Source organism: Streptomyces pacificus, from assembly GCF_011766325.1.
In the GTDB taxonomy this organism is placed as follows: domain Bacteria; phylum Actinomycetota; class Actinomycetes; order Streptomycetales; family Streptomycetaceae; genus Streptomyces; species Streptomyces pacificus.
The window spans coordinates 118,957-141,824 of sequence record NZ_BLLG01000015.1; the positions used below are offsets into that span (position 1 = coordinate 118,957).

At 73.2% G+C, this 22,868-nt stretch carries 21 protein-coding genes and 1 riboswitch; of the genes, 19 read left to right on the forward strand and 2 right to left on the reverse strand.

The window, feature by feature from the left end:
* Nucleotides 1–225: 225 nt before the first annotated feature.
* The 14 genes from SCWH03_RS21685 to SCWH03_RS21750 all read left to right on the forward strand — a co-directional run bounded on the left by SCWH03_RS21685 (nucleotide 226) and on the right by SCWH03_RS21750 (nucleotide 15,089).
* Entirely contained in the window at nucleotides 226–1,899 is a 1,674-nt protein-coding gene (locus SCWH03_RS21685; protein WP_173265966.1) for an ABC transporter substrate-binding protein, read from the forward strand.
* The gene (locus SCWH03_RS21690; RefSeq protein WP_173265967.1) at nucleotides 1,896–2,804 is read left to right on the forward strand and encodes an ABC transporter permease; all 909 of its coding nucleotides are present in this window, start codon (nucleotides 1,896–1,898) and stop codon (nucleotides 2,802–2,804) included. The genes SCWH03_RS21685 and SCWH03_RS21690 overlap by 4 nt, the downstream gene beginning before the upstream one ends.
* Nucleotides 2,789–3,910 (forward strand): ABC transporter permease, encoded by a 1,122-nt coding sequence (locus tag SCWH03_RS21695; RefSeq protein WP_254076927.1) that lies wholly within the window; start codon nucleotides 2,789–2,791, stop codon nucleotides 3,908–3,910. The genes SCWH03_RS21690 and SCWH03_RS21695 overlap by 16 nt, the downstream gene beginning before the upstream one ends.
* Nucleotides 3,907–5,034 (forward strand): ABC transporter ATP-binding protein, encoded by a 1,128-nt coding sequence (locus SCWH03_RS21700; protein WP_216854778.1) that lies wholly within the window; start codon nucleotides 3,907–3,909, stop codon nucleotides 5,032–5,034. Before SCWH03_RS21695 ends, SCWH03_RS21700 begins: the two co-directional genes overlap by 4 nt.
* Nucleotides 5,034–6,074, forward strand: coding sequence for an ABC transporter ATP-binding protein (locus tag SCWH03_RS21705; protein ID WP_254076928.1), 1,041 nt, complete (start codon nucleotides 5,034–5,036; stop codon nucleotides 6,072–6,074). Before SCWH03_RS21700 ends, SCWH03_RS21705 begins: the two co-directional genes overlap by 1 nt.
* Nucleotides 6,075–6,162: 88 nt before the next feature.
* Nucleotides 6,163–7,275 carry an acyl-CoA dehydrogenase family protein gene (locus tag SCWH03_RS21710; protein ID WP_173265968.1) on the forward strand — a complete coding sequence of 371 codons (1,113 nt, stop codon included), beginning with the start codon at nucleotides 6,163–6,165 and terminating at the stop codon, nucleotides 7,273–7,275.
* A complete protein-coding gene (locus tag SCWH03_RS21715; RefSeq protein WP_173265969.1) occupies nucleotides 7,266–8,801 on the forward strand; it encodes a CaiB/BaiF CoA transferase family protein in 1,536 nt (511 codons plus the stop codon). Before SCWH03_RS21710 ends, SCWH03_RS21715 begins: the two co-directional genes overlap by 10 nt.
* Nucleotides 8,798–9,604 (forward strand): acyl-CoA dehydrogenase family protein, encoded by an 807-nt coding sequence (locus SCWH03_RS29670; protein WP_173265970.1) that lies wholly within the window; start codon nucleotides 8,798–8,800, stop codon nucleotides 9,602–9,604. Before SCWH03_RS21715 ends, SCWH03_RS29670 begins: the two co-directional genes overlap by 4 nt.
* Nucleotides 9,601–10,386, forward strand: a complete 786-nt coding sequence (locus tag SCWH03_RS21725; protein WP_173265971.1) for an SDR family oxidoreductase — start codon at nucleotides 9,601–9,603, stop codon at nucleotides 10,384–10,386. The genes SCWH03_RS29670 and SCWH03_RS21725 overlap by 4 nt, the downstream gene beginning before the upstream one ends.
* Nucleotides 10,386–11,831, forward strand: coding sequence for an aldehyde dehydrogenase family protein (locus SCWH03_RS21730; protein WP_173265972.1), 1,446 nt, complete (start codon nucleotides 10,386–10,388; stop codon nucleotides 11,829–11,831). The genes SCWH03_RS21725 and SCWH03_RS21730 overlap by 1 nt, the downstream gene beginning before the upstream one ends.
* A complete protein-coding gene (locus tag SCWH03_RS21735) occupies nucleotides 11,828–12,835 on the forward strand; it encodes an NAD(P)/FAD-dependent oxidoreductase (protein ID WP_173265973.1) in 1,008 nt (335 codons plus the stop codon). Before SCWH03_RS21730 ends, SCWH03_RS21735 begins: the two co-directional genes overlap by 4 nt.
* Nucleotides 12,832–13,149 carry a ferredoxin family protein gene (locus tag SCWH03_RS21740; RefSeq protein WP_173265974.1) on the forward strand — a complete coding sequence of 106 codons (318 nt, stop codon included), beginning with the start codon at nucleotides 12,832–12,834 and terminating at the stop codon, nucleotides 13,147–13,149. The genes SCWH03_RS21735 and SCWH03_RS21740 overlap by 4 nt, the downstream gene beginning before the upstream one ends.
* A gap of 11 nt (nucleotides 13,150–13,160) precedes the next feature.
* On the forward strand, nucleotides 13,161–14,333 hold the full coding sequence (locus SCWH03_RS21745) for an aromatic ring-hydroxylating oxygenase subunit alpha (RefSeq protein WP_254076929.1): 1,173 nt from the start codon (nucleotides 13,161–13,163) through the stop codon (nucleotides 14,331–14,333).
* Nucleotides 14,334–14,336: 3 nt separating this feature from the next.
* Nucleotides 14,337–15,089, forward strand: coding sequence for an IclR family transcriptional regulator (locus tag SCWH03_RS21750; RefSeq protein WP_272491099.1), 753 nt, complete (start codon nucleotides 14,337–14,339; stop codon nucleotides 15,087–15,089).
* Nucleotides 15,090–15,234: 145 nt separating this feature from the next.
* Here the strand turns inward: SCWH03_RS21750 and SCWH03_RS21755 are convergent, their stop codons facing one another.
* Nucleotides 15,235–15,417: a hypothetical protein gene (locus SCWH03_RS21755; RefSeq protein WP_371872741.1), complete on the reverse strand. Its 183-nt coding sequence runs from the start codon at nucleotides 15,415–15,417 to the stop codon at nucleotides 15,235–15,237.
* 155 nt (nucleotides 15,418–15,572) lie between these two features.
* A riboswitch (cobalamin riboswitch) is annotated at nucleotides 15,573–15,754 on the forward strand.
* Nucleotides 15,755–15,798: 44 nt separating this feature from the next.
* Here SCWH03_RS21755 and SCWH03_RS21760 point away from each other — a divergent pair.
* The 4 genes from SCWH03_RS21760 (at nucleotide 15,799) to SCWH03_RS21775 (ending at nucleotide 19,491) form a co-directional block, all read left to right on the forward strand.
* Nucleotides 15,799–16,188: a (2Fe-2S) ferredoxin domain-containing protein gene (locus tag SCWH03_RS21760; protein WP_173265976.1), complete on the forward strand. Its 390-nt coding sequence runs from the start codon at nucleotides 15,799–15,801 to the stop codon at nucleotides 16,186–16,188.
* Between the two features lie 254 nt (nucleotides 16,189–16,442).
* The gene (locus SCWH03_RS21765; protein WP_173265977.1) at nucleotides 16,443–17,435 is read left to right on the forward strand and encodes an ABC transporter substrate-binding protein; all 993 of its coding nucleotides are present in this window, start codon (nucleotides 16,443–16,445) and stop codon (nucleotides 17,433–17,435) included.
* On the forward strand, nucleotides 17,432–18,661 hold the full coding sequence (locus SCWH03_RS21770) for a FecCD family ABC transporter permease (RefSeq protein ID WP_254076930.1): 1,230 nt from the start codon (nucleotides 17,432–17,434) through the stop codon (nucleotides 18,659–18,661). The genes SCWH03_RS21765 and SCWH03_RS21770 overlap by 4 nt, the downstream gene beginning before the upstream one ends.
* The gene (locus tag SCWH03_RS21775; RefSeq protein ID WP_173265978.1) at nucleotides 18,658–19,491 is read left to right on the forward strand and encodes an ABC transporter ATP-binding protein; all 834 of its coding nucleotides are present in this window, start codon (nucleotides 18,658–18,660) and stop codon (nucleotides 19,489–19,491) included. Before SCWH03_RS21770 ends, SCWH03_RS21775 begins: the two co-directional genes overlap by 4 nt.
* Nucleotides 19,492–20,160: 669 nt before the next feature.
* On the opposite strand, the gene SCWH03_RS21780 is transcribed toward SCWH03_RS21775, so the two are convergent.
* The gene (locus SCWH03_RS21780) at nucleotides 20,161–21,471 is read right to left on the reverse strand and encodes an AfsR/SARP family transcriptional regulator (RefSeq protein WP_254076931.1); all 1,311 of its coding nucleotides are present in this window, start codon (nucleotides 21,469–21,471) and stop codon (nucleotides 20,161–20,163) included.
* Nucleotides 21,472–21,934: 463 nt separating this feature from the next.
* Between SCWH03_RS21780 and SCWH03_RS21785 the strand changes: the two genes are divergently transcribed.
* Entirely contained in the window at nucleotides 21,935–22,744 is an 810-nt protein-coding gene (locus SCWH03_RS21785) for a macro domain-containing protein (RefSeq protein WP_254076932.1), read from the forward strand.
* Nucleotides 22,745–22,868: the final 124 nt, after the last annotated feature.

Sequence of the window (22,868 nt, forward strand, 5' to 3'; positions counted from 1 at the left end):
GCATGCTCTCGTCGCCGGCCCCGCTCTGGCGTCCCGGTCGACGACCTTGCCTTGCCGTGGACCTGCCAGAGGGTGCGTCCCGTGACCGAACCGTGCTGAAGACGGCCGTCCGGAAGCATGCTGCATGTCTTGTAATCCACCCCACACCCTTCTACTGTGCGTCCGCATGGTGATTGTGACTTTCAAATATTGGAAGTATTCGATCCTCAGAGACGAGGAGGTGCCATGAAGGAATCTCTCGGACGCCGCACTCTGCTCCACGGCTTCGGACTGGGAGCCGCAGGACTGATACTCAGCGCGTGCACGGACGCGAAGCGGCCGGAGCGGGCCGCCACCGTGACCAGGATGTCCACCCCGGGCCGTACTGCCCCGGGGCCCCGCACCCCCGGACCCGTCGCCACCGGCGGACGGGTCGTCACCGGCTGGAGTGAGGAGGCCCAGTCGTACGACCCGGCCATCGGCTATGACCTGCACGCCTGGGAAGTGTCGACCAGTGTGCTCTTCACCCCGCTGTTCCAGTTCGACGGACAGTCGGGAGGCCCGGCACCCAGCGCGGCGGCCCGTCTGCCGCAGGTCTCCGAGGACGGCCGCGTCTACACGATCCACCTCCGTCCCGGCGTGCGGTTCCACAACGGCCGCGCCGTCACGGCCGACGACTACATCGCCACCTGGACCCGGGTGCTGGATCCCGAGCTGGCCTCGTGGGCGGCCAGCTACCTCTTCTCCGTCGAGGGCGCCATCGAGGTCAACGAGGGCAAGCGCAAGTCGGTTTCCGGCCTTCGGCGCATCGACGACCACACGCTGGAGGTGCGGCTGCTGGCCCCGGACATCACCTTCTCCGGTGTGCTGTGCCAGCCCTTCACCGCCGCGCTGCCGATGGAGGACATACGCAGGCTGGGCAAGGACTTCGGCCGCCGGCCGGTCGGCACCGGCCCCTTCATGATCACTTCATATGACCGCGGGCGCCAGCGCGCGGTGTTCCAGCGCAACCCCCACTACCTCTGGCGGGGCACCCCGTTCATCGAGCGGCTGGAGTACCGGTGGGGCATCGCGCAGGCGATGCAGCTGCGCCAGCTGATGAGCGGAGAGCTCGACGTGCTGGGCGAGGGCGCCCCCGTGGCGCTCGGTCCGCAGATCAACTCCCAACCGGACCTCCGCGAACGGTACGTGGTGCCCATCCCGCTGCAGGGCACGTCCTGGATCGGCCTCGACACCGGGCACCGGCACCTGCGCGACCGCCGCGTACGGCAGGCCCTGAACCACGCCACCGACACCGAGTTGCTGGGCAGGCTCACCTACGGCAGCCAGGAGGCCTCGCCGCTGCCCTTCCCCAAGCACCTGCCGGACTTCCCGCGCACCGCCCGCCCCTACCGCCGGGACATCGCAAGGGCGAGGAACCTGCTCGCCGAGGCCGGTGCCACCGACCTGCGGCTGCGGTTCGCGCACGACGGCTCCGCACCCTGGGAGCGGCTCAGCCAGGTGGTGCAGCAGCAGTGGCGGGAGGCCGGGGTGGAAGTGACCATCGACCCGATGTCCAAGTCCGCCCTGGACCAGGCCATGGCGAGCGGACAGTGCGACGTCTTCCCCCGGCACTGGTACATGATCAACCCCAACGCCCTCGACCTCGCGGGCAACTGCTTCGCCTCGGACGGCTCGAGCAACTACGGCGGCTACGCCAACGAGGCCGTGGACGCCCTGCTGGCCCAGGCGCGCCGCAGCCGGACGCCGGCCGACTGCAACAGGCTCCTCGCCAGGGCGGAACAGCTGCTCTCCGAAGACCCCCCGGGTGTCTTCTTCTCCTCCCTCAACTTCCTCGCCGCCCGCAATCCGCGCGTCCGCAACTACCACATGCGGGGCGAGACGGGGTCCTACTACGACCGCCTGTGGGTGAGCCCATGACCGTTTCCCTCCTGCCGCGGCGGCCCGCGCCCGCCGCCACCGCGCACGGCCTCTCCGCCAGGCGCCTGAGGCGGGCCCGCGCGGTCGTCGCCGCCGGCCTGGCAGTCCTCGCGGCCCTCGTGGTCCTCGCCCTGGCGGCGCCGCTGTTCGGCGATCCGCTGCACATCGACCGGGACGGCATCAGCGCACTCGGCCTGCCGCGCGGCGCGGGCGAGCACGGCTACCTGCTGGGAACCGACGTCCTGGGACGGGACCTGCTGGCCCGGACGGCCTACGGGCTGCGCACCACCCTCGAGTTCACCGTGCTGGCCAACGTCTGCTCCGTCGGGCTCGGCACCCTCGTCGGCCTGACGGCGGGCTTCTACCGCGGAGTGACCGAGCAGGTCCTGATGCGGACCGTCGACGTCTTCCTGTCCGTTCCCACCGTCATCTCCGGGCTCGCCCTGGCCAGCGTGGTCGGCCGCAGTGTCGGCGGCATCGTCGTCGTGGTCGCCGCCCTCTACTGGGCCTGGACGGCCCGTCTGGTGCACGGCGAGACCCTGCGGCTGCGCGGACGGCCGTTCGTCGAGGCGGCGCTGGTGCACGGCGTACGGCCGCGCACGGTCATGGTCCGCCACATCCTCCCCAACATCCGCACCCTGCTGCTCAACATCGCCGCCCTGAACGGCGCAGCCGTCGTGGTCATCGGCTCCGGCCTCTCCTACCTGGGGGCAGGCGTCGTACCACCCCACCCCGAGCTCGGAAGCCTGCTCAACGAAGGCGCCCAGGCACTGGAGTTCGCCCCGCGCCTCCTTCTCGTCCCGCTCACCCTGGTCGTGGCCCTGGTGCTGTCCTTCGTCCTCGTCAGCGAGGGCGTGAGCCGCATGGTCCCGGAATCGGAGAGGCGCTCATGGCTGAACATCTGAACACCGGACACCCCGAGTCCGCGCCGCCGCCGGGGGAGGCCTCCGAGGGCACACCCCCCGAGGCCGTCCCCACCACCGCCGTCTCCCCGCAAACCCCGTCGGCCGAGTCCGTGCTCCCGAGGTCCGCGCCACCGAAGGGCGTGTCCCCCAAGGGCGGCCGCTCCCGCGCGGTCTGGTGGGGGACGGCGCGCCGGGTGGGGCTGCGGCTGCTGCTCGGAGCGGCGACCATCGCGGTCGTCGTCACCGCCACCTTCGCCCTGCTGTACGTCGTGCCCGGCGACCCCGCCCGCGGTATCGCCGGCCCCCGCGCCACGCCCGAGCTGCTGGAGCGTATCCGGGAGCAGCTGCATCTGACCGCCCCCCTGTGGGAGCAGTACGGGGCGTACGCCAAGGGGGTGTTCACCGGCGACCTCGGCGATTCCTACCAGCGGGGCACACCCGTGGCCGCGCTCATCGGCGACCGGCTCCCCCCGACCCTGCTGCTGTGCGCCGCCGCGCTGTTCGTGGAGATCCTGCTCGGCGCCGCCCTCGGTACCTGGGAGGCGCTGCGCGGACGGCGCCTGATGCCCGTGCTGATGACCAACATCGCGCTGCTGGCGATCCCCGCCTTCGCCCTGGGCTATCTGTTCCTGCTGGCCTTCGGGTACGGGCTCGGCATCGCCCCGGTGAGCAACGGGGCGGACACCGCGCACATGGTGCTTCCGGCGATCGTGCTCGGTCTGACGGGAGTGCCGTACTACGCCAGCGTGGTGCGCGACGGGATGGCCGCGACACTGGCCTCGCCCCATGTGCGCACCGCGGTCGCCAAGGGGCTGTCGCGGCCCGCCGTACTGCGCCGGCACGTGCTGCGCTGCACGCTGTCGCCGGTGCTCACCATGGCCGGCATGGACGTCGCGATCTTCGTGTCCAACGTCGTCTTCGTGGAGACCATCTTCGGCTGGCCCGGCATCGGCAGTCTCCAGGTCACGGCGTTCGCCGACCAGGACCGCCCGGTGCTGATGGGCACGGTGGTCGTCGCGGCGGTCCTCGTCGTCCTCGGCAACCTGCTCGCCGACACGCTGCGCTCGGTCGTCGACCCCCGATCCCGTCAGGAGCTGACGACATGAACCAGCCCGCAGAGAACGGCCGGGCCTCCCTCGGTGCGGGCGAGCCCGTGGAGGCCGGTCCCGCCCGGCTGGACGTGGACGGGCCCGCCGAGGAACGCTCGGCCGCGCTCGGTGTGCGCGAGCCCGCGGGAACCGCCCCGGCCCGGCTGGGAGTACGGGTGCGGGTGGAGAACCTCACCGTCGCCTACGGCGAGCGCACCGCGCTCCACGGCGTCAGCCTCGACGTCCCCGCGGGCGGCGTCCTCGCCCTGGTGGGCGAGTCCGGCTCGGGCAAGTCCACCCTGGCCCACGCCGCGTCCCGGTTGCTGCCGCCGGGCGCACGCGTCACCGGCGGCTCGGTCCACGTCGGCGATGTCGACATGGCCGCGCTCCGCGGCGCGGAGCTGCGCAGGGCGCGCGGCAGCCGGGTGGCCTATCTGCCGCAGGACGCGCTGGCCGCGCTGAACCCGGTGATGACGGCGGGCCGGCAGATCGCCGAGGTGTTCCGGATCGCCGAGGGCGACGGCCGCCGGGCCGCCCGGGAGCGGGCCGTGGAGATGCTGGGCCGCGTCGGCATCCGTGACCCGGAGCGGACCGCCGGCCGCTATCCGCACGAGCTGTCCGGCGGGATGCGGCAGCGTGTGGTGATCGCCATCGCCCTCGCGCACCGGCCGCAGCTGCTCATCGCGGACGAACCCACGACCGCGCTCGACGTGACCGTGCAGGCCGAGGTGCTGGCACTGGTCGCCGAACTGCGCCGGGAGTTCGGCATCACGGTGATCTGGATCACCCACGACCTGTCGGTCACCGCGGAGATCGCCGACACCGTGGCGGTGCTCTACGGCGGGAGGCTCGTGGAGCATGCGTCCGCCCCGGAGTTGTTCGCCGCCGCGCGCCATCCGTACACCCGGGGTCTGGTCGACACCTACCGCGACGCCTACGCGGGCGCGCCGCACACCCGCTACGTCTCCATCCCCGGCGCCCGATCCGACCGCTCCGCGGGCCCCGGCTGCCCCTTCGAGCCGCGCTGTCCCCAGGCGGCCGACCGGTGCGGCGCCGAGCCGCCCCCGGTGCGCGCCGCCGCGGGCGACCAGTTGCCCGACGGGGCGCCGCCCCACCTTCTCGCCTGCTGGGAGGCCCACTGATGTCCCCTCAGATCTCCGCCCCGATAGTGGAGTTGGACGCGGTCAGCAAACGCTTCGGCACCCATCAGGCGCTGCACGAGGTCAGCCTCACCATCGCGCCCGGCAGCACCGTCGGGGTGGTGGGCGAGTCCGGCAGCGGCAAGAGCACCCTGGCCCGAATCGTCGCGGGGCTGGAGCGGCCCGACAGCGGACGGGTGGTGGTCGGCGGGAAGCCGCTGCCCCGCCGGGGCCGCCGGCTGCGCGAGGCCCGCCGCGGGATCGGGTTCGTCTTCCAGGACCCCTACGCCTCGCTGGACCCGCGCTTCACCATCGAGCAGATCATCGGCGAGCCGCTGCGCGCCCATGGCCTGTGGCGCGAGGGCGGCCGGGAGCGGGTCCTGGAGCTGCTGGACGCGGTGGGCATGGGGGGCGTATCCCCGGACGGCTACCCGGGGGAGTTCTCCGGCGGCCAGCGGCAGCGGCTGTGTGTGGCCCGCGCCCTGGCGGCCCGTCCCGACCTGGTGATCTGCGACGAGCCGACCTCTGCGCTCGACGTGTCGGTACAGGCCCAGATCCTCAACCTGCTCCAGGACCTGCAGGACTCGCTCCAGGTCAGCTATCTCTTCATCACCCACGACCTCAACGTGGTGCGGCGGATCGCCGACGAGGTGGTCGTCGTCCGGGACGGCCGGGTCAGGGAGCACGGATCGGCCCGGCGGGTCATCGGCGAACCGCGGGACCCGTACACCCGGGCGCTGCTCGACGCCATGCCGGGCCGGGCGCTGCTGGACGGGGGCCGGAGCGGCGGTACGGCGGCGGCACCCGCTCCGGCGCAGGGCGCCCCGCCGGCGGGGGAGCCTGCGGCGACGCCTGCGGGCAACCTTGCGGGCGGTCAGACGGGCAAGTGGGCGGGCGACGAAACGGGCGGCCGAACGGGCGGCCGAACGGGCAAGCAGGCGGGGGAGCCTGTGGCCGGGCAGACCGCCGGCCAGACCGCCGGGCAGACGGCTGGGCAGACCGCTGGGCAGACGGCGAAGTCGGCGGGAACCGCTGCGCTCTGAGCCTTGACCCCCGCGAGCCGGGCTCCTTACCCTTATTCCACACAATGAAATAACTTTCATTTAATGAAAGTTATGGAGGAGGATTCCCATGGAAGGGATCGTCGCCCAGGCACACGCCTTCGCCTCCCGCCTCGCGGGGGAGCTGCAGCACGAGGCCCACAACCGCTTCCAGGGCATGCCGTCCGACGCCGACTCCCGGCGCGCCTACGAGGAGTACGGCCGCGCCGGATTCATCGGGCTGCACTGGTCGGCCGAGTTCGGCGGGCGCGGGCTGCACCCCCTGGACACCGACACGGTGGAGGAGGCGTTCGGCTACCACTGGCTGCCGCTGTCGAGCTACCTGCTGTCGGTCAAAACCATCGGCAACGCCCTGCGCCGCTTCGCCCCGCCCGCGCTGGCCGAGCGGCTGCTCCCCCAGGTCGCCCGGGGCGAACTCCGCTTCTGCCAGGGATTCTCGGAGCCGGAGGCGGGCTCCGACCTCGCCTCCCTGCGTACCAGGGCCGTCCGGAGGGGCGGCAGATTCGTCGTCTCCGGGCGCAAGATCTGGACCTCCAGCGCCGAGTACGCCGACTGGTGCTACCTCGCGGTGCGCACCGACCCCGACCTCCCCCGCCACAAGGGCGTGTCGGTCCTGGTGTGCCCCATGGACACCCCCGGCATCGAGGTCATCACCCATGACACGCTCGGCGGCGGCACACTCGGCGAACTCGTCCTCGACGAGGTCGAGATAGCCGAGGAGAACCTCATCGGCGAGCTCCACGGGGGCTGGCGCGTCCTGATGGGCACCCTCGACTACGAGCGGGTCACCAGCGAGAAGGTCGGCATCGCCCGCCGCGTACTGGACGACCTCGAGCCGTATGCCGAAACCCCGGCCCAGCGCCTGGAACTGCTCCGGCTGCGCGGCCGGACGGACGCCGCCGCCGCGCTCGGCTCCCGGGCCACCCTCCTGCTCGCCGACGGCGAGGACGCCAGTGCGGCCTCCTCCATGGCCAAGCTGTCCATCGCCTATCTGCTGCAGGGCATCGCACACAGCGCGGCGGATCTGCTCGGCCCGCACGTGTTCGTCGAGGACGGACCCCACGCCGTGGCGGGCGGCCGTATCGCCGCCTTCCACCGGGCCACGGTCGCCACCACCATCGCCGGCGGTGCCTCCGACATCCAGCGCCGCGTGATCGCCCGCAGGGGGCTGGCATGCGTCTAGCCGACCGCCCCCTCGCAGGCGTCCGCGTCCTCGACTACGCCCAGTACGTGGCCGGGCCCTTCGCCACCATGCTGCTCGCCGATCTCGGTGCCGACGTCGTCAAGGTGGAACCCCCCACGGGCGACGCCTGGCGCCACTACAACCCGCACGCCCCCGGGGAGAGCACCTGGTTCTACGCGCTCAACCGGGGCAAGCGCTCCGTCGCCCTGGACCTGAAGACGGACGAGGGCCGTGCGGCGTCCGCACGGCTCATCGCCGGAGCGGACGCGGTCGTGCACAACATGCCGCCCGAGCGGGCCGCCCGCTTCGGCCTGGACCGCGAGAGCGTACGCACCGCCAACCCCCGGACGGTCTGGAGCTGCGTCACCGCCTTCGGCACCGAGGGCCCCGACGCCGGCCGGCTCGGCTACGACATCATCGCCCAGGCGCTGTCCGGACTCCTGATGGCCGACGCCCGCCCCGAGGACGCCGTCCCGCGGCGGTCCGGGGGGATCGCCATGGCCGATCTGACCGCCGGTCTGCTCACCTGTATCAGCGTGCTGGCCGGAGTCGCCGGGCGCGAACGCGGACGGCAGGCACCGGGAGTGGAGGTCTCCCTCCTCGGCGCCGCCCTCGCTGTCCAGGTCCAGCGCTTCGTCCGGATCGGCGAGTCCGGGGAGGCCGCGGACCACGCTCCGCCGCCCGTCGAGGACCACGCCCCGCCGCCCGCCGTGGACCACGGCCCGCTGACCGCCGCCGAGCTCGACCGCACGGCCCGGGCCACCGCCGGCGCCGACCGGCTGGAGCCCTATTACCGCTGCTACCGCACCGCCGACTCCTTCCTCGCGCTCGCCTGCCTCAACACCGCCCAGCGCCGCAGGCTGCTCGGAATCCTGGGCCAGGACGACCTCTGGGTCGCCGACCCCCAGGCGGCGCCGGCGGACGAGGCCGAACGCACCGTCCGGGCGGAGCTGGTGGACCGCTTCGCCGCGGTCTTCGCGACCCGGCCGCTGGACCACTGGCTTTCCGTGCTCGCCAAGCACGACATTCCCGCGGGCGACGTCCGCCTCCTCGGCAGGCTCTTCGACGACCCCCAGGTGACCGGCAACGGTCTGGTGCAGACCGTGCGGCAGCCCGGGGTCGGCCCGGTCCAGCTGCTCGGCAATGTCTTCAAGATCGACGGGGCGGCCGCCCCCGCCGCCCGGCCCGCCCCCCGCCTCGGGGAGCACTCGGCCGAACTCCTCGGCGAACACCCCGTGACGCCGGAGGCGGCCGCGTCTGCCGGGCCCGCCGTGCCGTCTGCCGGGCCCGCCGTGCCGTCTGCCGGGCCCGCCGTGCCGTCTGCCGGGCCCGCCGTGCCGTCTGCCGGGCCCGCCGTGCCGTCTGCCGAGCACTGCTCGCCGCCCGCCGCACCGCCCGCCGGGTACTCCTCTCCGCCCTCTCCGGGCTCTCCGGGCTGTCCGGGCTCTCCGCTCTCCGCGCCGCCCGCCGCCGCGGCACCCGGGATCCGCGAACTCCATGGCACCGCAGAAAGGAACGGGGCATGACCACCGCGCTCACCAAGGAGGCCGACGCCTTCGCCGCCACCCTCCGGCAGGTCATCGACGACTACCCCGTGCCGGACGTCTGGCGTCCCGGCAGCCCGTCGGACGACCGCACCCCCGCCCTCGACACCGCCCTGGCCGCGGTCGGCTGGGCCGAACTCCTCCAGGACCCCGACGCCCCCGCCTTCATCGGCCCGGCGGCTGTCGAACTCGGCCGGGGCCTCGTCCCGCTGAGCGAGGTGGACCGGCTCCTCGGCGGCTCTCCGCTGCACCAGGGCCTCGCCCGCTACCCGGGCGAGCGGGTCATCGCGCGGACCCGGGAGGGACTGCGCGAGCACCGGGTGCTCGGCGCCGCGCCGGTCCCCTACGGCGACTGCCTCGCCGTCCACACCGTGGAGAGCGAGCCGACGGATGCCGCCGTGCACCCCGACGCCGAGTCCGCCTGGCTGCGCGCCCAGACCGGATACCTGGCCGGGCTCGCCGCCGGCGCGCTCGACCTGGCGGTCGACCACGTCAGGCAGCGCGCCGCCTTCGGCACCACCCTGGCCGGCCTGGAGGGCGTCCAGTTCCGCCTCGCCGACGCCGCCACCGCGGTCGAGGGGCTGCGCGGCCTCGTCAGCCGCGAGGACTGCGGGCCCGCCGCCCTCGCCCACGCGGGTCGGGCCGCGGAGACCGTGGTCGCCCAGTGCCACCAGGTGGTCGGCGCCATCGGATTCACCCTGGAGTTCCCCCTGCACCGCTACTCCCGGCGCGCCCGCGTGCTCGCCGCCTGGAACGACGCCTGGCTCGAAGGAGCACTGACGTGAGTACGTACGTGGTCACCGGCGGAAGCGCCGGCATCGGACTGGCCATCGCCCGCCGCCTCGGCCGGGACGGCCACGAGGTCGTCCTGGCCGCCCGCGACCCCGAGCGCCTCGCGGCCGCGGCCGAGTCGCTGCGCGCCGAGCACACCGCCGTCCGCACGGCCGCGCTCGACGTCCGCGACCCCGACGCCGTCACGTCGCTGTTCGAGGAACTGCCCGCGGTCGACGGCCTGGTCAACAACGCGGCCGGCAACTTCGCCTGCCCCACCGTCGACCTGTCGCCGGGCGGCTTCAAGGCCGTGGTGGAGATCTCCCTCTACGGATGCTTCCACGCCTCCCAGGCCCTGGCCCGCCGGCTGATCAGGGAGGGCAGGCCGGGCGCGATCGTCAACATCGTCGCCACCTACGCCTGGACCGGTGCCCCCGGCGTGGCCCACTCCGCGGCCGCCAAGGGCGGCATGCTGGCCTTCACCAAGTCGGTCGCCCGCGAATGGGGACCGCACGGCATCCGGGTCAACGCCCTCGCCCCCGGCTTCGTGCCGACCGAGTCCGCCACCGCCAACATCCTCTCCGACGACGACGCCCGGCAGCGGATGCTGGACATGATCCCGCTCGGCCGCTTCGCCGAGGCCGAGGAGATGGCCGACGCCACCGCCCATCTGCTCGGTGCCCCGTACACCACCGGCGCCGTGCTGACCGTCGACGGAGGACGCTCCCTGGGCGTGTCCATGCACGCCAGGGCGGACAGCCCGCGGCCGGCGCAGGCGGGAACGGGGGGCCGGTGATGCGCGACCCACGCCACCCCGGGCTCTACCTCGGCGGCCGGTGGAGCGACCGCACCGACCGGCTCCCCGTCGACGACCCGGCCACCGGCGAGCGCATCGGCTCGGTCCCCGCCGCCGGAACCGAGGACGTGGACGCGGCGGTCGGCGCGGCCCGCGCGGCGTTCGACCGCTGGGCCGCCACCGATCCGTCCCAACGCGCCGCGGTACTGGACCGGTTCGCCGACGCGATGACCGCCCGCGAGGCGGAACTCGCCCACACCGTCACCGCGGAGATGGGGGCGCCCCGCGACTTCTCGCTGCGGGTCCAGGTCCGGCTCGCGGTCGACGTGCTGCGCGCCCAGGCGGCGCTGGCCCGCGCCTTCCCCTTCGAGGAGCCGGTTCCGGACGGGCCGCCGGCCCGCGTCGTCCGCGAGGCCGCCGGCGTCGTCGCCGCCATCACGCCCTGGAACTACCCCCTCTACCAGATCGCCGCCAAGGTGGGCCCGGCGCTCGCCGCCGGCTGCCCGGTCGTGCTCAAGCCCAGCGGCGTCGCCCCGCTCAACGCCTTCCTGCTCGCCGACTGCGCCGACGACGCCGGACTGCCCCCGGGGCTGCTCAGCGTGGTCTCCGGCAGTGGACGCGTCGTCGGCGAGGCGCTCGCCGCCCACCCCGGCGTCGACATGGTCTCGTTCACCGGGTCCACCGGCGCGGGACAGCACGTCATGCGCACCGCCGCGGGCACCGTCAAGCGGGTGGCCCTGGAACTGGGCGGCAAGTCGGCGGCCGTCGCCCTGCCCGACGCCGACCTCGCGGCGGCCGTCGGGGCCGCGGTCGCCAGCGCCTTCACCAACACCGGCCAGACCTGCACCGCGCTCACCCGGCTGCTGGTACCCGCCGCCCGCTACGACGAGGCCGTGGCCGCGGCCGTACGGGCGGGCGGGCGGTACACCGTCGGCGACCCCGCGCAGCCCGGCGACCACCTGGGCCCCAGCGCCTCGGCCGCCCAGCGCGACACCGTCGTCGACTACATCCGGCTGGGCGTCAAGGAGGGCGCCCGGGTCGTCGTCGGCGGGCCCGAGGCCCCGGACGGCCTCCCCGCCGGACTGGCCGGCGGCCACTGGGTCCGCCCGACCGTCCTCGCCGGCGCCGAAGCAGGGATGCGGGTGGTCCGCGAGGAGATCTTCGGCCCGGTGCTCTGCCTGCTCCCCTACGAGGACGAGGAGGCGGCGCTTCGGCTGGCGAACGACTCCGACTTCGGCCTCTCCGGCGCCGTCTGGTCGGCCGACCCGGACCGGGCGGCGGCCTTCGCCCGCCGGATGCGCACCGGCCGGGTCGAGATCAACGGCGGTGCCTTCAACCTCAACGCCCCCACCGGCGGCTACAAGCAGTCCGGGCTCGGCCGGGAACTGGGCCGCTGGGGGCTGGAGGAGTTCTGCGAGACCAAGACCCTGCAAGGAGTGCGGTGAACGAGCCCCTGACCGTTGATCTGCTGGTCGTCGGAGCCGGACCGGCCGGACTCTTCGCCACCTTCTGCGCCGGGTTCCGCGGCCTGTCCGTCGCCGTCATGGACGCCCTGCCGGAACTCGGCGGCCAGGTCGGCGCGATGTACCCGGAGAAGGCCATCCTCGACATCGCCGGGATGCCCGCCGTCACCGGCCGCGACCTGGTGGAGGGGCTGACCGGGCAGGCCATGACCGCCCGCCCGCACCTGCTGCTCGGCCACACCGCGCAGACCCTGGCGTACGAGGACGGCACCCCGGTCGTCACCAGCGACCAGGGGCAGACCGTGCGCGCCGCCGCGGTCCTGGTCACCGGCGGCATCGGGGCCTTCACCCCCCGGCCGCTGCCCGGCTGCACCGGCTACGAGGGCCGCGGGCTGTCGTACTTCGTCACCGACCTCGACGACCTCACCGACCGGGACGTGCTGGTGGTGGGCGGCGGGGACAGCGCCTTCGACTGGGCTCTCGCCGCCGTCGGCCGGGCCCGCTCGGTGACGCTCGCCCACCGGCGCGACACCTTCCGCGCGCACCGGGCGACGGTCGACAAGGTCCTCGCCTCCGAGGCGCAGGTGTGCACCCGCACCCAGGTCGCCGCACTCCACTGCGGCCCGGACGGCCGCATCGAGTCCGCCGACCTCAAGGGCCAGGACGGCATCCGGCGGATCAAGGCCCAGCGGGTGGTCGCCGCACTCGGCTTCACCGCCAGCCTCGGACCGCTGGAGTCCTGGGGCATGAACCTCGACGGCCGCCACATCGCCGTCGACAGCCATATGGCGACCAGTCTGCCGAGGGTCTTCGCCGCGGGCGACATCACGGCCTACCCCGGCAAGGTCCGGCTGATCGCCGTCGGCTTCGGCGAAGCCGCCACCGCCGTCAACAACGCGGCGACCGTCCTCGATCCGGCGAGCGACCTCTTCCCCGGCCACTCGACCGAACGTCACGTCAGCACCACCCGAGAGGGGGACTCATGACCCATGTGATCACCGACGCGTGCGTCGACGAGAAGGACGCCAGCTGCATGGAGGAGTGCCCGGTCGACTGCATCTACGAAGGGGGCAGCAGGATGTACATCCACCCCGGCGAGTGCATCGACTGCGGCCTGTGCGCCGAGGTGTGCCCCAACGGGGCGGCCGTGGCGCTGCGTCTGCTGGACCCGGCCGCCGCCGCGGTCCACGGACCGGCCAACGACGCCTTCTTCACCCGGGTGCTGCCCGGCCGCCAGGCGCCCCTCGGTTCCCCTGGCGGCGCCTCCCGACTCGGCCCGCTCGACGTCGACCCCAGCTGAGGAGAACCGCGATGACCACCCACCACCCGGCGCCCCACCACCCGGCGGCCCACCACGCGGCGGCCCACCACCCGAGGGCCCACCACCCGGCGGTCGTCGACGCCGAGGCCTGCTCCGCCGCCCTGGACCGCGGCGAGACCCTGCCCTGGACCTGGTACGCCGACCCCGCGATCACCGCCCTGGAACAGGAGCGGATCTTCCGGCGGAGCTGGAGTTACGTCGGCCGCACCGACCAGGTCGCCCAGCCGGGCCAGTTCTTCACCTGCGAGGTCGGCGGCGTCCCCATCGTCGTCACCCGCGACCGGTCCGGCGGGCTCAACGCGCTGGTGAACGTCTGCCGGCACCGCGGCGCCCAGGTGGTCCGCGAGGACTGCGGCACGCGCAAGAGCCTGCAGTGCTTCTACCACGCCTGGACGTACGGCCTCGACGGCTCGCTGCGCGGGGTGCCGCGCGGGGACCGCGAGGCGGACTTCGACACCTCGCAACTGGGGCTGCGCCGCGCGTCGGTGGACACCTGGGGCCCGTTCGTCTTCGTCCACCTCGACCCGGAGCCCGCCCCGCTCACCGAGATGCTCGGCGAACTGCCCGAACTGCTCGCCGCCGGCGGCATCGACCTGGAGCGGATGCGCTTCCACCACCGGGTGTACTACACCATCGAGGCCAACTGGAAGATCGCCGTCGAGAACTACCTGGAGTGCTACCACTGCCCGGTCGCGCACCCGGGCCTCGCCGACGTCCTCGACGTCAGCCCCGACGCCTACGAGTTGGAGGTGCGGCCCACCTTCGCCACCCACCACGGCGTCGTGCGGGACATCCCCCGGGAGGCCGGCTATCCCGTCCAGGGTCCCGTCGTCGAGGGCCAGTACCATCTCGTCTGGCCGAGCCTGAAGGTCAACGTCAACCCCGGGCAGCCGAACCTCTCCTTCGGCCCGGTGCACCCGGCGGGCCCGGAGCGCACGACCGGATACCTCGACTACTTCTTCGGCGACGACGTCGACGAGGCGTGGATCAAGGCTATGCTCGCCTTCGACGACCAGGTGGGGGCCGAGGACACCGACCTGGTGGAGTCCGTACAGCGCGGGGCCTCGTCCGGCGGGGTGGAGCGCGGCCGGCTCCTCCTCGGTTCGGAGCACACCATCTCGGCGTTCCAGCGCTTCGTCCTGGGCCGACTGCGGGAGGACTGAGAGATCAGCGAGTCACGTGATGCGGGATCGCGGACCCTCTCCCGGGGGCTCGCGATTCTGCGGCTCTTCGACGACGCACATCCGGAACTCACCCAGAGCGAGATAGCGGAGGCCCTCGACCTGCCCCTGCCCACCGTGCACCGGCTGTGCGCGACCCTCGTCGCCGAGGGCTTCCTGGCCCGCCCCGCGGGCACCCGCAGACTGCGACTGGGCCCGCAGGTGGCCCGGATGGTCGGGCCGCTGATCGAGGGCATGGGCATGTCCGAGGCGGCACGCGCGATCCTGCGCAGGCTGGCGGAGGACACCGGGGAGACCGCGAACCTGGCCACCCTGGTCGGGAACGAGGTCGTCTACCTCGACTCGGCGCCCGGCCGCCATCTGCTCAGCCCCCGGGCCGAGCCTGGGCTGCGGGTGCCCGCGCACTGCACCGCGCTCGGCAAGTGCCTGCTCGCCCAACTGCCGGACGAGGCAGTGCTGGAACTCGTCGGGAGGGGGCCCTACGAGCGTCTGACGGACGCCACCCACACCACCTGGACGCAGCTGTCCAAGGCCCTGGACGCGGTCCGCGACGAAGGAGTCTCCCGCTCGCTCGAGGAGTACGAGGTGGGGCTGGTCTCCTTCGCGGTGGCCCTGCCGGCGGCGACGGACGGCACCCTCTTCGGCATCAGCGTCTCGCTGCCGACGTCCCGGGCGGGGCAGCAGCGCGAGATCGAGCAGCGGCTGCGCACGGCCACCGCGGTTCTGCGCCGCAGCTGACGCCCGCCCGGCCGGCCCCGCCCCCCGGGCCGGCGGTCCCTGACACCCCGGCCCGGGTGACCGCAACGATCCCTGAACCCCGGTCGGCGGAGGTCCGTTGCGGCCGCGGCCGCGCCGCAGCCCTGGCCGGCCCGGACCGTTGCGGTCACCCGGGCCGGGGCACGATGCTCACCGCGCGGTAGTCGTACCCGTCCTGGCTGAGGCCGGGGGCTTCCCACTGGAGATCCACCGGCTGTCCCGGTGGCAGCGTGCGGAAACCAGCCATCTGGACCGGTCCCGGGCACCGGAGCGTACCGCTTCCCGACGCCGTTCCCCCGCAACGTCCCACCGGAACCCGCCGATGCGGCCCACCGCCTCGCGACCACGGACGGGTCGCCTGTCCAGGGTGCGTGCAAGCCCTCGGTGCCGCGCACCGCCTGTGCGCGAGGGGCGCGTGCGGCGGTTGCCCGTGCCCGGTCCACCGCGGGCGTAGGACATGACGGGTCCTTCTGCGATGATGTCCGTGAACAAGGCGACGGCGGAACGAGGAAGCCGGTGTGAATCCGGCGCGGTCCCGCCACTGTGATCGGCGAGCGGATCCCGAACAGACCACTGCCCGTGTGCGGGTGGGAAGGCCGGGACGAGCACTGACCCGAGAGCCAGGAGACTCACGCGGTCGCCTCCTCGACACGACTGGGGCGGATCTCCCCGGAGAGGAGGGCATGTCGTGATGCCCGTTGATGTACCGTGCGGCGGTTCGGTGCCGTGCCGGGTCGTGGTGTGCCGGGACTGCTGCTGCGGCAGCCCCAAGGTGACCGGCCTCGACCACGGCGAGCAGACAGCGCGCCTCGCCGAGGACGCCCCGGTCCGGGTCACCGACTGCCTCGACGTGTGCGACCAGGCGAACGTGATCGTGGTGCAGCCGTCGTCCGAGGGACGCGCCGCAGGCGGCAGACCGGTCTGGTTCGGCCTCGTCAACGACCCCGCCGCCACCGAGGACATCGCCGCCTGGGTACGGGCAGGCGGTCCCGGCGTCGCCGCGCTCACGGACGTCCTGGACCTCTACGCCTTCACCCCGCCGCGCCGCGCCCGGTCCGCGCCGCTCCGCGACGCGGGCTGACCGGGCGGGCCCTCGGCCTCGCGCGCCGGGGTGACTTCCGCCCTGCCGCCAGGGGTCGGCCGGTCTCCCCGGGTCCGCTCGCCTCCCGGGTCGGCCGGTCTCCCCGGGTCCGCTCGCCTCCCGGGTCGGCCGGTCTCCCCGGATCCGCTCGCCTATCCGATTCCGTTCTGCCTCCCGCACCCCGCCCCGCCTACCCGAATCCGGCACGGCCCGGACCACTGCCCGGACCGTGCCGTGGTGAGAGGACCCCTACGATGGGCAAGCGCCCCGTATCCCTGCTGACGGCCATGGCCGCCGTGGCCCTGCTGATATCCGGCTGCGGCGGGAGCGCCACCCGGGACAACGCCGCCCAGGCCGCCGGGCCGGCCGCCGAGGGCTTCCCCGTGACCGTCTCCAACTGCGGTGTGAAGACCACCTACCAGCGGCCGCCGCAGCGCGCGCTGTCCCTGAACCAGCATGCGACCGAGGTCATGCTGGCGCTGGGACTGGAGAAGTCGATGGTGGGCACGGCCTATCTCGACGACGAGATCCTCCCCGAGTACCGGGAGGCGTATGACGGCATCAAGGCCATCGCCAGGGAGTACCCGTCCTTCGAGACGCTGCTGGCGGCCGAACCGGACTTCGTCTACGGCGGTTTCGCCAGCACCTTCGACGAGAAGGCGGGCCGCGGCCGAGCTGCCCTGACCAAGGCCGGGATCGACTCCTACCTCAATATCGAGGAGTGCCCGACCGGGCCTGTGACGATGGCCGCGATGGACCGGGAGATCCGGAACGTGGCCGAGATCTTCGGTGTGCCCGATCGGGCCGAGCAGCAGCTGAGGAAGCTCCACGGCACCCTGGAGGCGGTGGAGGACAAGATCGCCGGAGCCGCCCCGGTCAGGGTCTTCGTCTACGACAGCGGCGACAAGACCGCCTTCACCGCGGGCGGGGCGGGGGTCGGCAACGAGATGATCAGACAGGCCGGTGGCGTGAACCTCTTCGCCGACCTGGACAAGGCGTTCGGCGACGTGTCGTTCGAGCAGGTGGCCGAGCGTATGCCCGAGGTCGTCGTCATCTACGACTACGGCGACCAGCCGGTCGAGGACAAGAAGAAGTTCCTGCTGGCCAACCCTGCGCTCAAGGACGTACCCGCCATCGAGAACGAGCGGTTCGCGGTACTCCCGCTGTCGTCCACGGTGCTGGGCGTCCGGGTGCCCTCCGGCGTCGAGTCCCTGGCCCGCCAGATCCACCCGGACCGCTTCAAATGACCCGCACGACCGACCCGACCGACCCGACCGACCCGACCGACCCGACCGACCCGACGGGTGCGACGGGCGCGGCCGGTGTGGCCCGAGCGATCGTCGCGGCCGGCGCCACCGGCGCGGCCGAGAGGACGAAGGCCACCGGTGGGCCCGGTGGGCCCGGTGGGCCCGGCGCCCGGACGGCGCCCGGGACGGCCCCTGCCCCGGGCCGCCCCAAGATCCCCTACCCGCTGGTGCTGGCGCTGCTTGGCGCGCTCGTCGCGGTCTCGGCCACGTTCGGGATCGCGGCCGGATCCGTCACCGTCCCCGCCGACCAGGTCTGGGGCATCCTGCTGCACCGGGTGCATCCGGCGCTGGCCGACCCGGACTGGACACCGGTCCGCGAGACGATCGTCATCGATGTGCGGCTGCCCCGGGTACTGCTGGCCGGTGTCGTCGGAGCGGGCCTGGCGGTGTCCGGAATGGCCCTGCAGGCCCTGGTGCGCAATCCCCTGGCGGACCCGATGCTGCTCGGGATCTCGTCGGGGGCCTCGGTCGGCGCCGTGCTGGTCGTCGTCGGCAACCTCACCCTGTTCGGGGTGTTCTCCCTGCCGGTGGCCGCGTTCCTCGGCGCACTCGCAGCCCTGGTCGCCGTCTACTTCCTGGCCCGGTCCGGTGGGCGGATGACCTCCGTGCGGCTGGTGCTGGCGGGTGTGGCGACGGCGGAGGTGCTGTCCGCGCTGGCGAGCTTTCTGATCGTCACCTCCGACGACCCGCACAAGACGCAGTCGGCGCTGCGCTGGATGCTCGGCGGACTGGCCGGCACCACCTGGTCGGTGGTGTGGATTCCCGTCGGCGCCGTCCTTCTCGGCACGGCCGTCCTGCTCGGTGTGTGCCGTCCGCTCAACCTCCTGCTCGCGGGGGAGGAGGCCGCCGTGGCGCTCGGCCTGGACGTCCACCGGTTCCGCGCCGCGCTGTTCACACTGGTGGCACTCATGATCGGCACCATCGTGGCGGTCAGCGGCCAGATCGGCTTCGTCGGCCTGATCATGCCGCACGTCGTGCGGCTCGTCGTCGGCGCCGACCACCGCCGTGCGCTGCCCGCCGCCGCGCTGCTCGGCGCGGCCTTCCTGATCGCCGCCGACCTCGCCGCGCGCACCCTCGTGAGCCCGGAGGAGATTCCCGTGGGCATCCTCACCGCCCTGGTCGGCGGCCCCTTCTTCCTGTGGCTGATGAGACGGAGGCCGGTATGACACAGACCACCGCGGCTGCGGCCGTGCTCGCCGCGGCGGCGCCCGGCACGCTGGCCGTCGAGGAGGTCTCGGTCGACGTGGACGGACGGACGCTGGTGGAGCGGGCGTCGCTGCGGGCGGCCCCCGGCGAGGTGGTGGGGCTGGTCGGCCCCAACGGCGCGGGGAAGTCCACCCTGCTGCGTACGGTCTACCGGGCTCTGCGCCCCACCTCGGGACGGGTGCTGGTGGACGGTGAGGACGTGCGGCGGATGTCCGGGAAGAGCCTGGCACGCCTGCTGGCGGCCGTCCTCCAGGAGTCCGCCGGGGACTTCGGGCTCTCGGCGTACGACGTCGTGGCCATGGGCCGTACCCCGCACAAGCGGCCCTTCGATGGGGACGACGCCGACGACCGCGCCGTCATCACGGCCGCGCTGGACGCACTCGGCGCCGCAGGACTCGCCCACGCCCCCTTCGGGGGGCTGTCGGGTGGGGAGAAGCAGCGGGTGCTCATCGCCCGTGCGCTCGCCCAGTGCGCGGGAACGATGGTGCTGGACGAGCCGACCAACCACCTCGACCTGCGCCACCAGCTCGACACCCTGCGCCTGCTCCGCCGACTCGGTGTGACGGCCGTCGTCGCGCTCCACGACCTCAACCTGGCGGCCGCGTTCTGCGACCGGATCTGCGTGATGGACGGCGGCCGTGTGGTGACCACCGGATCCCCCGCCGATGTCCTCACGGCCGAACTGCTGGCCGACGTCTACCGCGTCGACGCCGAGGTGACCGCGCACCCCGGGACCGGGGTGCCGCACATCACCCTGCTGACCGGAGACGGTCCACTGCGGAGGGGGTGATCCGGCGACCCTCCCATCCGGAGAGGAACTCGTCGCGGCGCTGCGCCGTGATGTGATGCGTCTCACCGTCGACGGAAGGCGGGGAGGCTTCCCCGCCATGCCGAGTGGCATGCACCGGTCATGATCATGCCGGAGCCGGAGCCGGAGCCGGAGCCGGAGCCGGAGCCGGAGCCGGAGCCGGAGCCGGAGCCGCATCGACAACGTGGCCGCATCGACAACGTGGCCGCATCGACAACGTGGCCGGAGCCGGAACCGGGTCGGTCACGAGGCCGGGACGGGAACCGCGTCGGAACCGTGACCGGTACAGGCAACGCGTCGGAACCGGATCGGAAGCGGTCGACGGGTACCGGCGGAAGCGGCCCGGATGGTCTCGTGGACCGCGGTGAGGCCGGGCGCAGTGGCGCGTGGCCCGGATGGCGGGAGCCCGTGATGGGGGAACTGGGGGAGATGCGGAGCAGCCGGCCGTCCCGGGCGAGGCGTCCGCGCCTGGGCCCGGCCTCACCTTCGCCGTCGGCCCCCGGTGCTGGGGCCGAACTGCCGTCGGACAGAGGCGCCCACGCCGGTCCCCCGCTGGTCCGTGGTGCCACGGCCGGTCCACCGTCAGGTCACGGCACCACCGGAGCCACCACGGAACTCCCCTCCGTGCCCCGCAGGGGAGCCGTACACCCCTCAGTCCGTCGCGCGCAGGCCGAGTACGAGTTCCTGGAAGCGCTGCTCCACCGACGCCAGGTCGGTCTGGGCCAGTTCCTGGGGCCGGATCACGACGCGGAGTTCGGGGGTGAGAGCGGGGTGGCGGTGGCAGGCTTCGATGAAGGAATCCACGATGAGGGCGACCAGCTGGCCCCGATCCAGATTCGTGACACGGGCCAGTCCGGAACCGATCAGCGGTATGGCGACCGGCTTGAACAGGCCGTGCACGGCCACCGAGGCCCAGAGATTCTCCAGCCCCAGGCGCAGGTCACGGTCGCTCGATCTGGCCACCAGATCGTTGCCGAGCTGCGAATAGGCGATGGCGAACACCCGGCGGCCGTCGATCGGCACCGCTACCGTGGTGCCGAGCGGATAGCGCACCCGTCGGCCCAGCGGTTTGGACCGGACGCTCTCGGTGCCCACGACCTTCATACCGCGCAGCCCCGTCCGCAGCTTGTCGTCCAGCTGGCGGCGCCGTCCGGCGAACAGCCGGTCGACGAGCTGGCTCTGCACGCTCTCACGGCTGATCACGAGGTCTTCGGCGGTCTCGGTGTCGAAGGTGTCGGAGAATCCGACCACCAGATTGCAGTCCTCCTGGTCGAACAGATCGCCGCGCAGCAGCACCACATCGGTCCGCTGATCGGGCATCGGCACCCGGTGCCGCAGGAGTTCCGCTCCATGGCGGGCGCGGAGCTGGGCGCGGAGCCCGTCGAGGGATCGAGCGGCCTCGGCGTCCTCGGGATGGTCGTACGCGATCCGCTCGGCCACCGGCAGCGCGAGCTCGGGACGCCCGAGCGCAACCTGCGCGTTCACCAGCTCACGCCGAGCCGATTCCTGAAGCCCCATCAGGCGCGAGACGAGGGGCACCGCGAAGCCCTCGCCGTTGACCTCGGCCAGTGGCCGGCCGCGTACCATGGACAGGGCCTCCGCCAGCCGGTGCGCCGCGGTCGCCGGTGGCGCGAGCAGGGCGTGGCTGACGATCGCGGTGAACCGCGCGCTGTCCAGTTCCTCGGGTCGCAGCACCAGACGGTAGGCGGTCTCCGGTCCTTGCACGGTGACCAGCTGTTCGGTGCGCAGGATGCTCGCACCGGCGCTGTCCTGGCCGGGCGCCAGGGCCCGCCGCAGCTCCAGGACCCGCTTCTGGACCTCGTTGCGGTTGCGCTGGTCGAGATGGCGGGGTTCGTCCGCGAGCCCCCATACGTCGCGGCGCAGCTGCCGCACCGGTACCGCCTCGCCCTCGGCCGCCACCAGGCGGACCAGCAGCCGTACGGTCAGCGGCGTCAACCGCACCGGAGTTCCGTCGACTTCGAGCTGGACCGAGCCCAGGACCCTTACTCGGACACGTGCTTCCGCACCGGCCATCCCCGTCGCCCCCCGGTGGTTGTGCGTCACTCTGCGTCAGGCATTGGTGACCGGAAGATTACCATCAGGTCGTGGGGTAACCGTGAGTTCGGGTGATTCCGGCCGTCCGGATGCGAGGGACCCGATAGGATCCCCCGATCCCTCCCGGCAGGGCCCTGTCCCGGGCCCCGTCCCGCGCCCCCGGTTTCGTCCGCGACGGCGGGTGACTCGCCCCCGCCCCCACCGCCGCCCGCGCCTCCCCTTTCCCCTCCGCCTTCCCCTCCGCTTCCCCTTCCGCCTCCCCTTCCTTTCGTGCCTCCCTTCCCGTCTGCGCTTCCGCTTCCCTCTCCGCCTTCGCCCCCATCTGCCCCGCGGGACGCGGCGCGCCCGCCAGGTCTTCGTACGCGACACGATGGTGGCGTTCGGCGGACTGTCCGCCGTGCTGCAGGTCGTCGGTCCGTTCGTACCGCACATCGGTTCCGGTGTGGCCGTCGGGCTGTCGGTGGGGGCGTGCCTGGGCTGGGGGCTGCTGCGGGCGCGACCGGCAGCCCGGGTGCAGCAGGAGTTCCGGCGGCCCGACATGTCGGTGGTCGTCGAGGCGGGTGACCTGCTCGACCAGTCGGCCCACCTGGTCATAGGGTTCTGCGACACCTTCGACACCCTCTCGGCGGGCGGCCGCGTCATCCACGGCGACAGTCTGCAAGCCCAGCTGCTGGACCGCGGATACGGCGGCGACGTGCACCGGCTGGACGCGGAGTTGAGCGCGGCACTGGCGTCGGCGGAACCCGTGGCGCGCGAGGCCCGGGCGGACAAGCCACTCGGCAAACTCGACCGCTATCCGATCGGAACCGTTGCCGTACTCGGCACTCGACCGCGGCTGGTCTTCGGTGTGGCCTACAGCAGGATCGGCAACGACTATGTGGCCGCCTCCTGTGTGGAGGATCTGTGGCGGGGCCTCGGCGGACTGTGGGACGCCTTGCGCGCGCACGCCCAACTGGACAGCGTTGCCATGCCGTTGACCGGCTCCGGCCTGGCGCGTCTCGGCCACCTCGACCGGGACAGCCTCCTGCGGCTGATCCTGATGTCGTTCGTGGCCCGGTCCCGGGAGCGCGCGATCTGCCGCGAACTGCGCCTGGTGATACGCCCTGAGCAACTGGCGGGCGTCGACATGCGCGAGTTGGCCGCGTTCCTGGACGCCCTGGCCTCGGAGCCGGGCCGGTAGCGCGGGAGTGGTCCCGGCGCCGTGAGCGCCCCCGTCGGCGGCTTTCGTGGACAAGGTGCGGCAGACCTCCGTCGGCAGACCTGTGGGCGGACGCGGGCAGGGGGCGGAACCCGGCGCTCCGCCC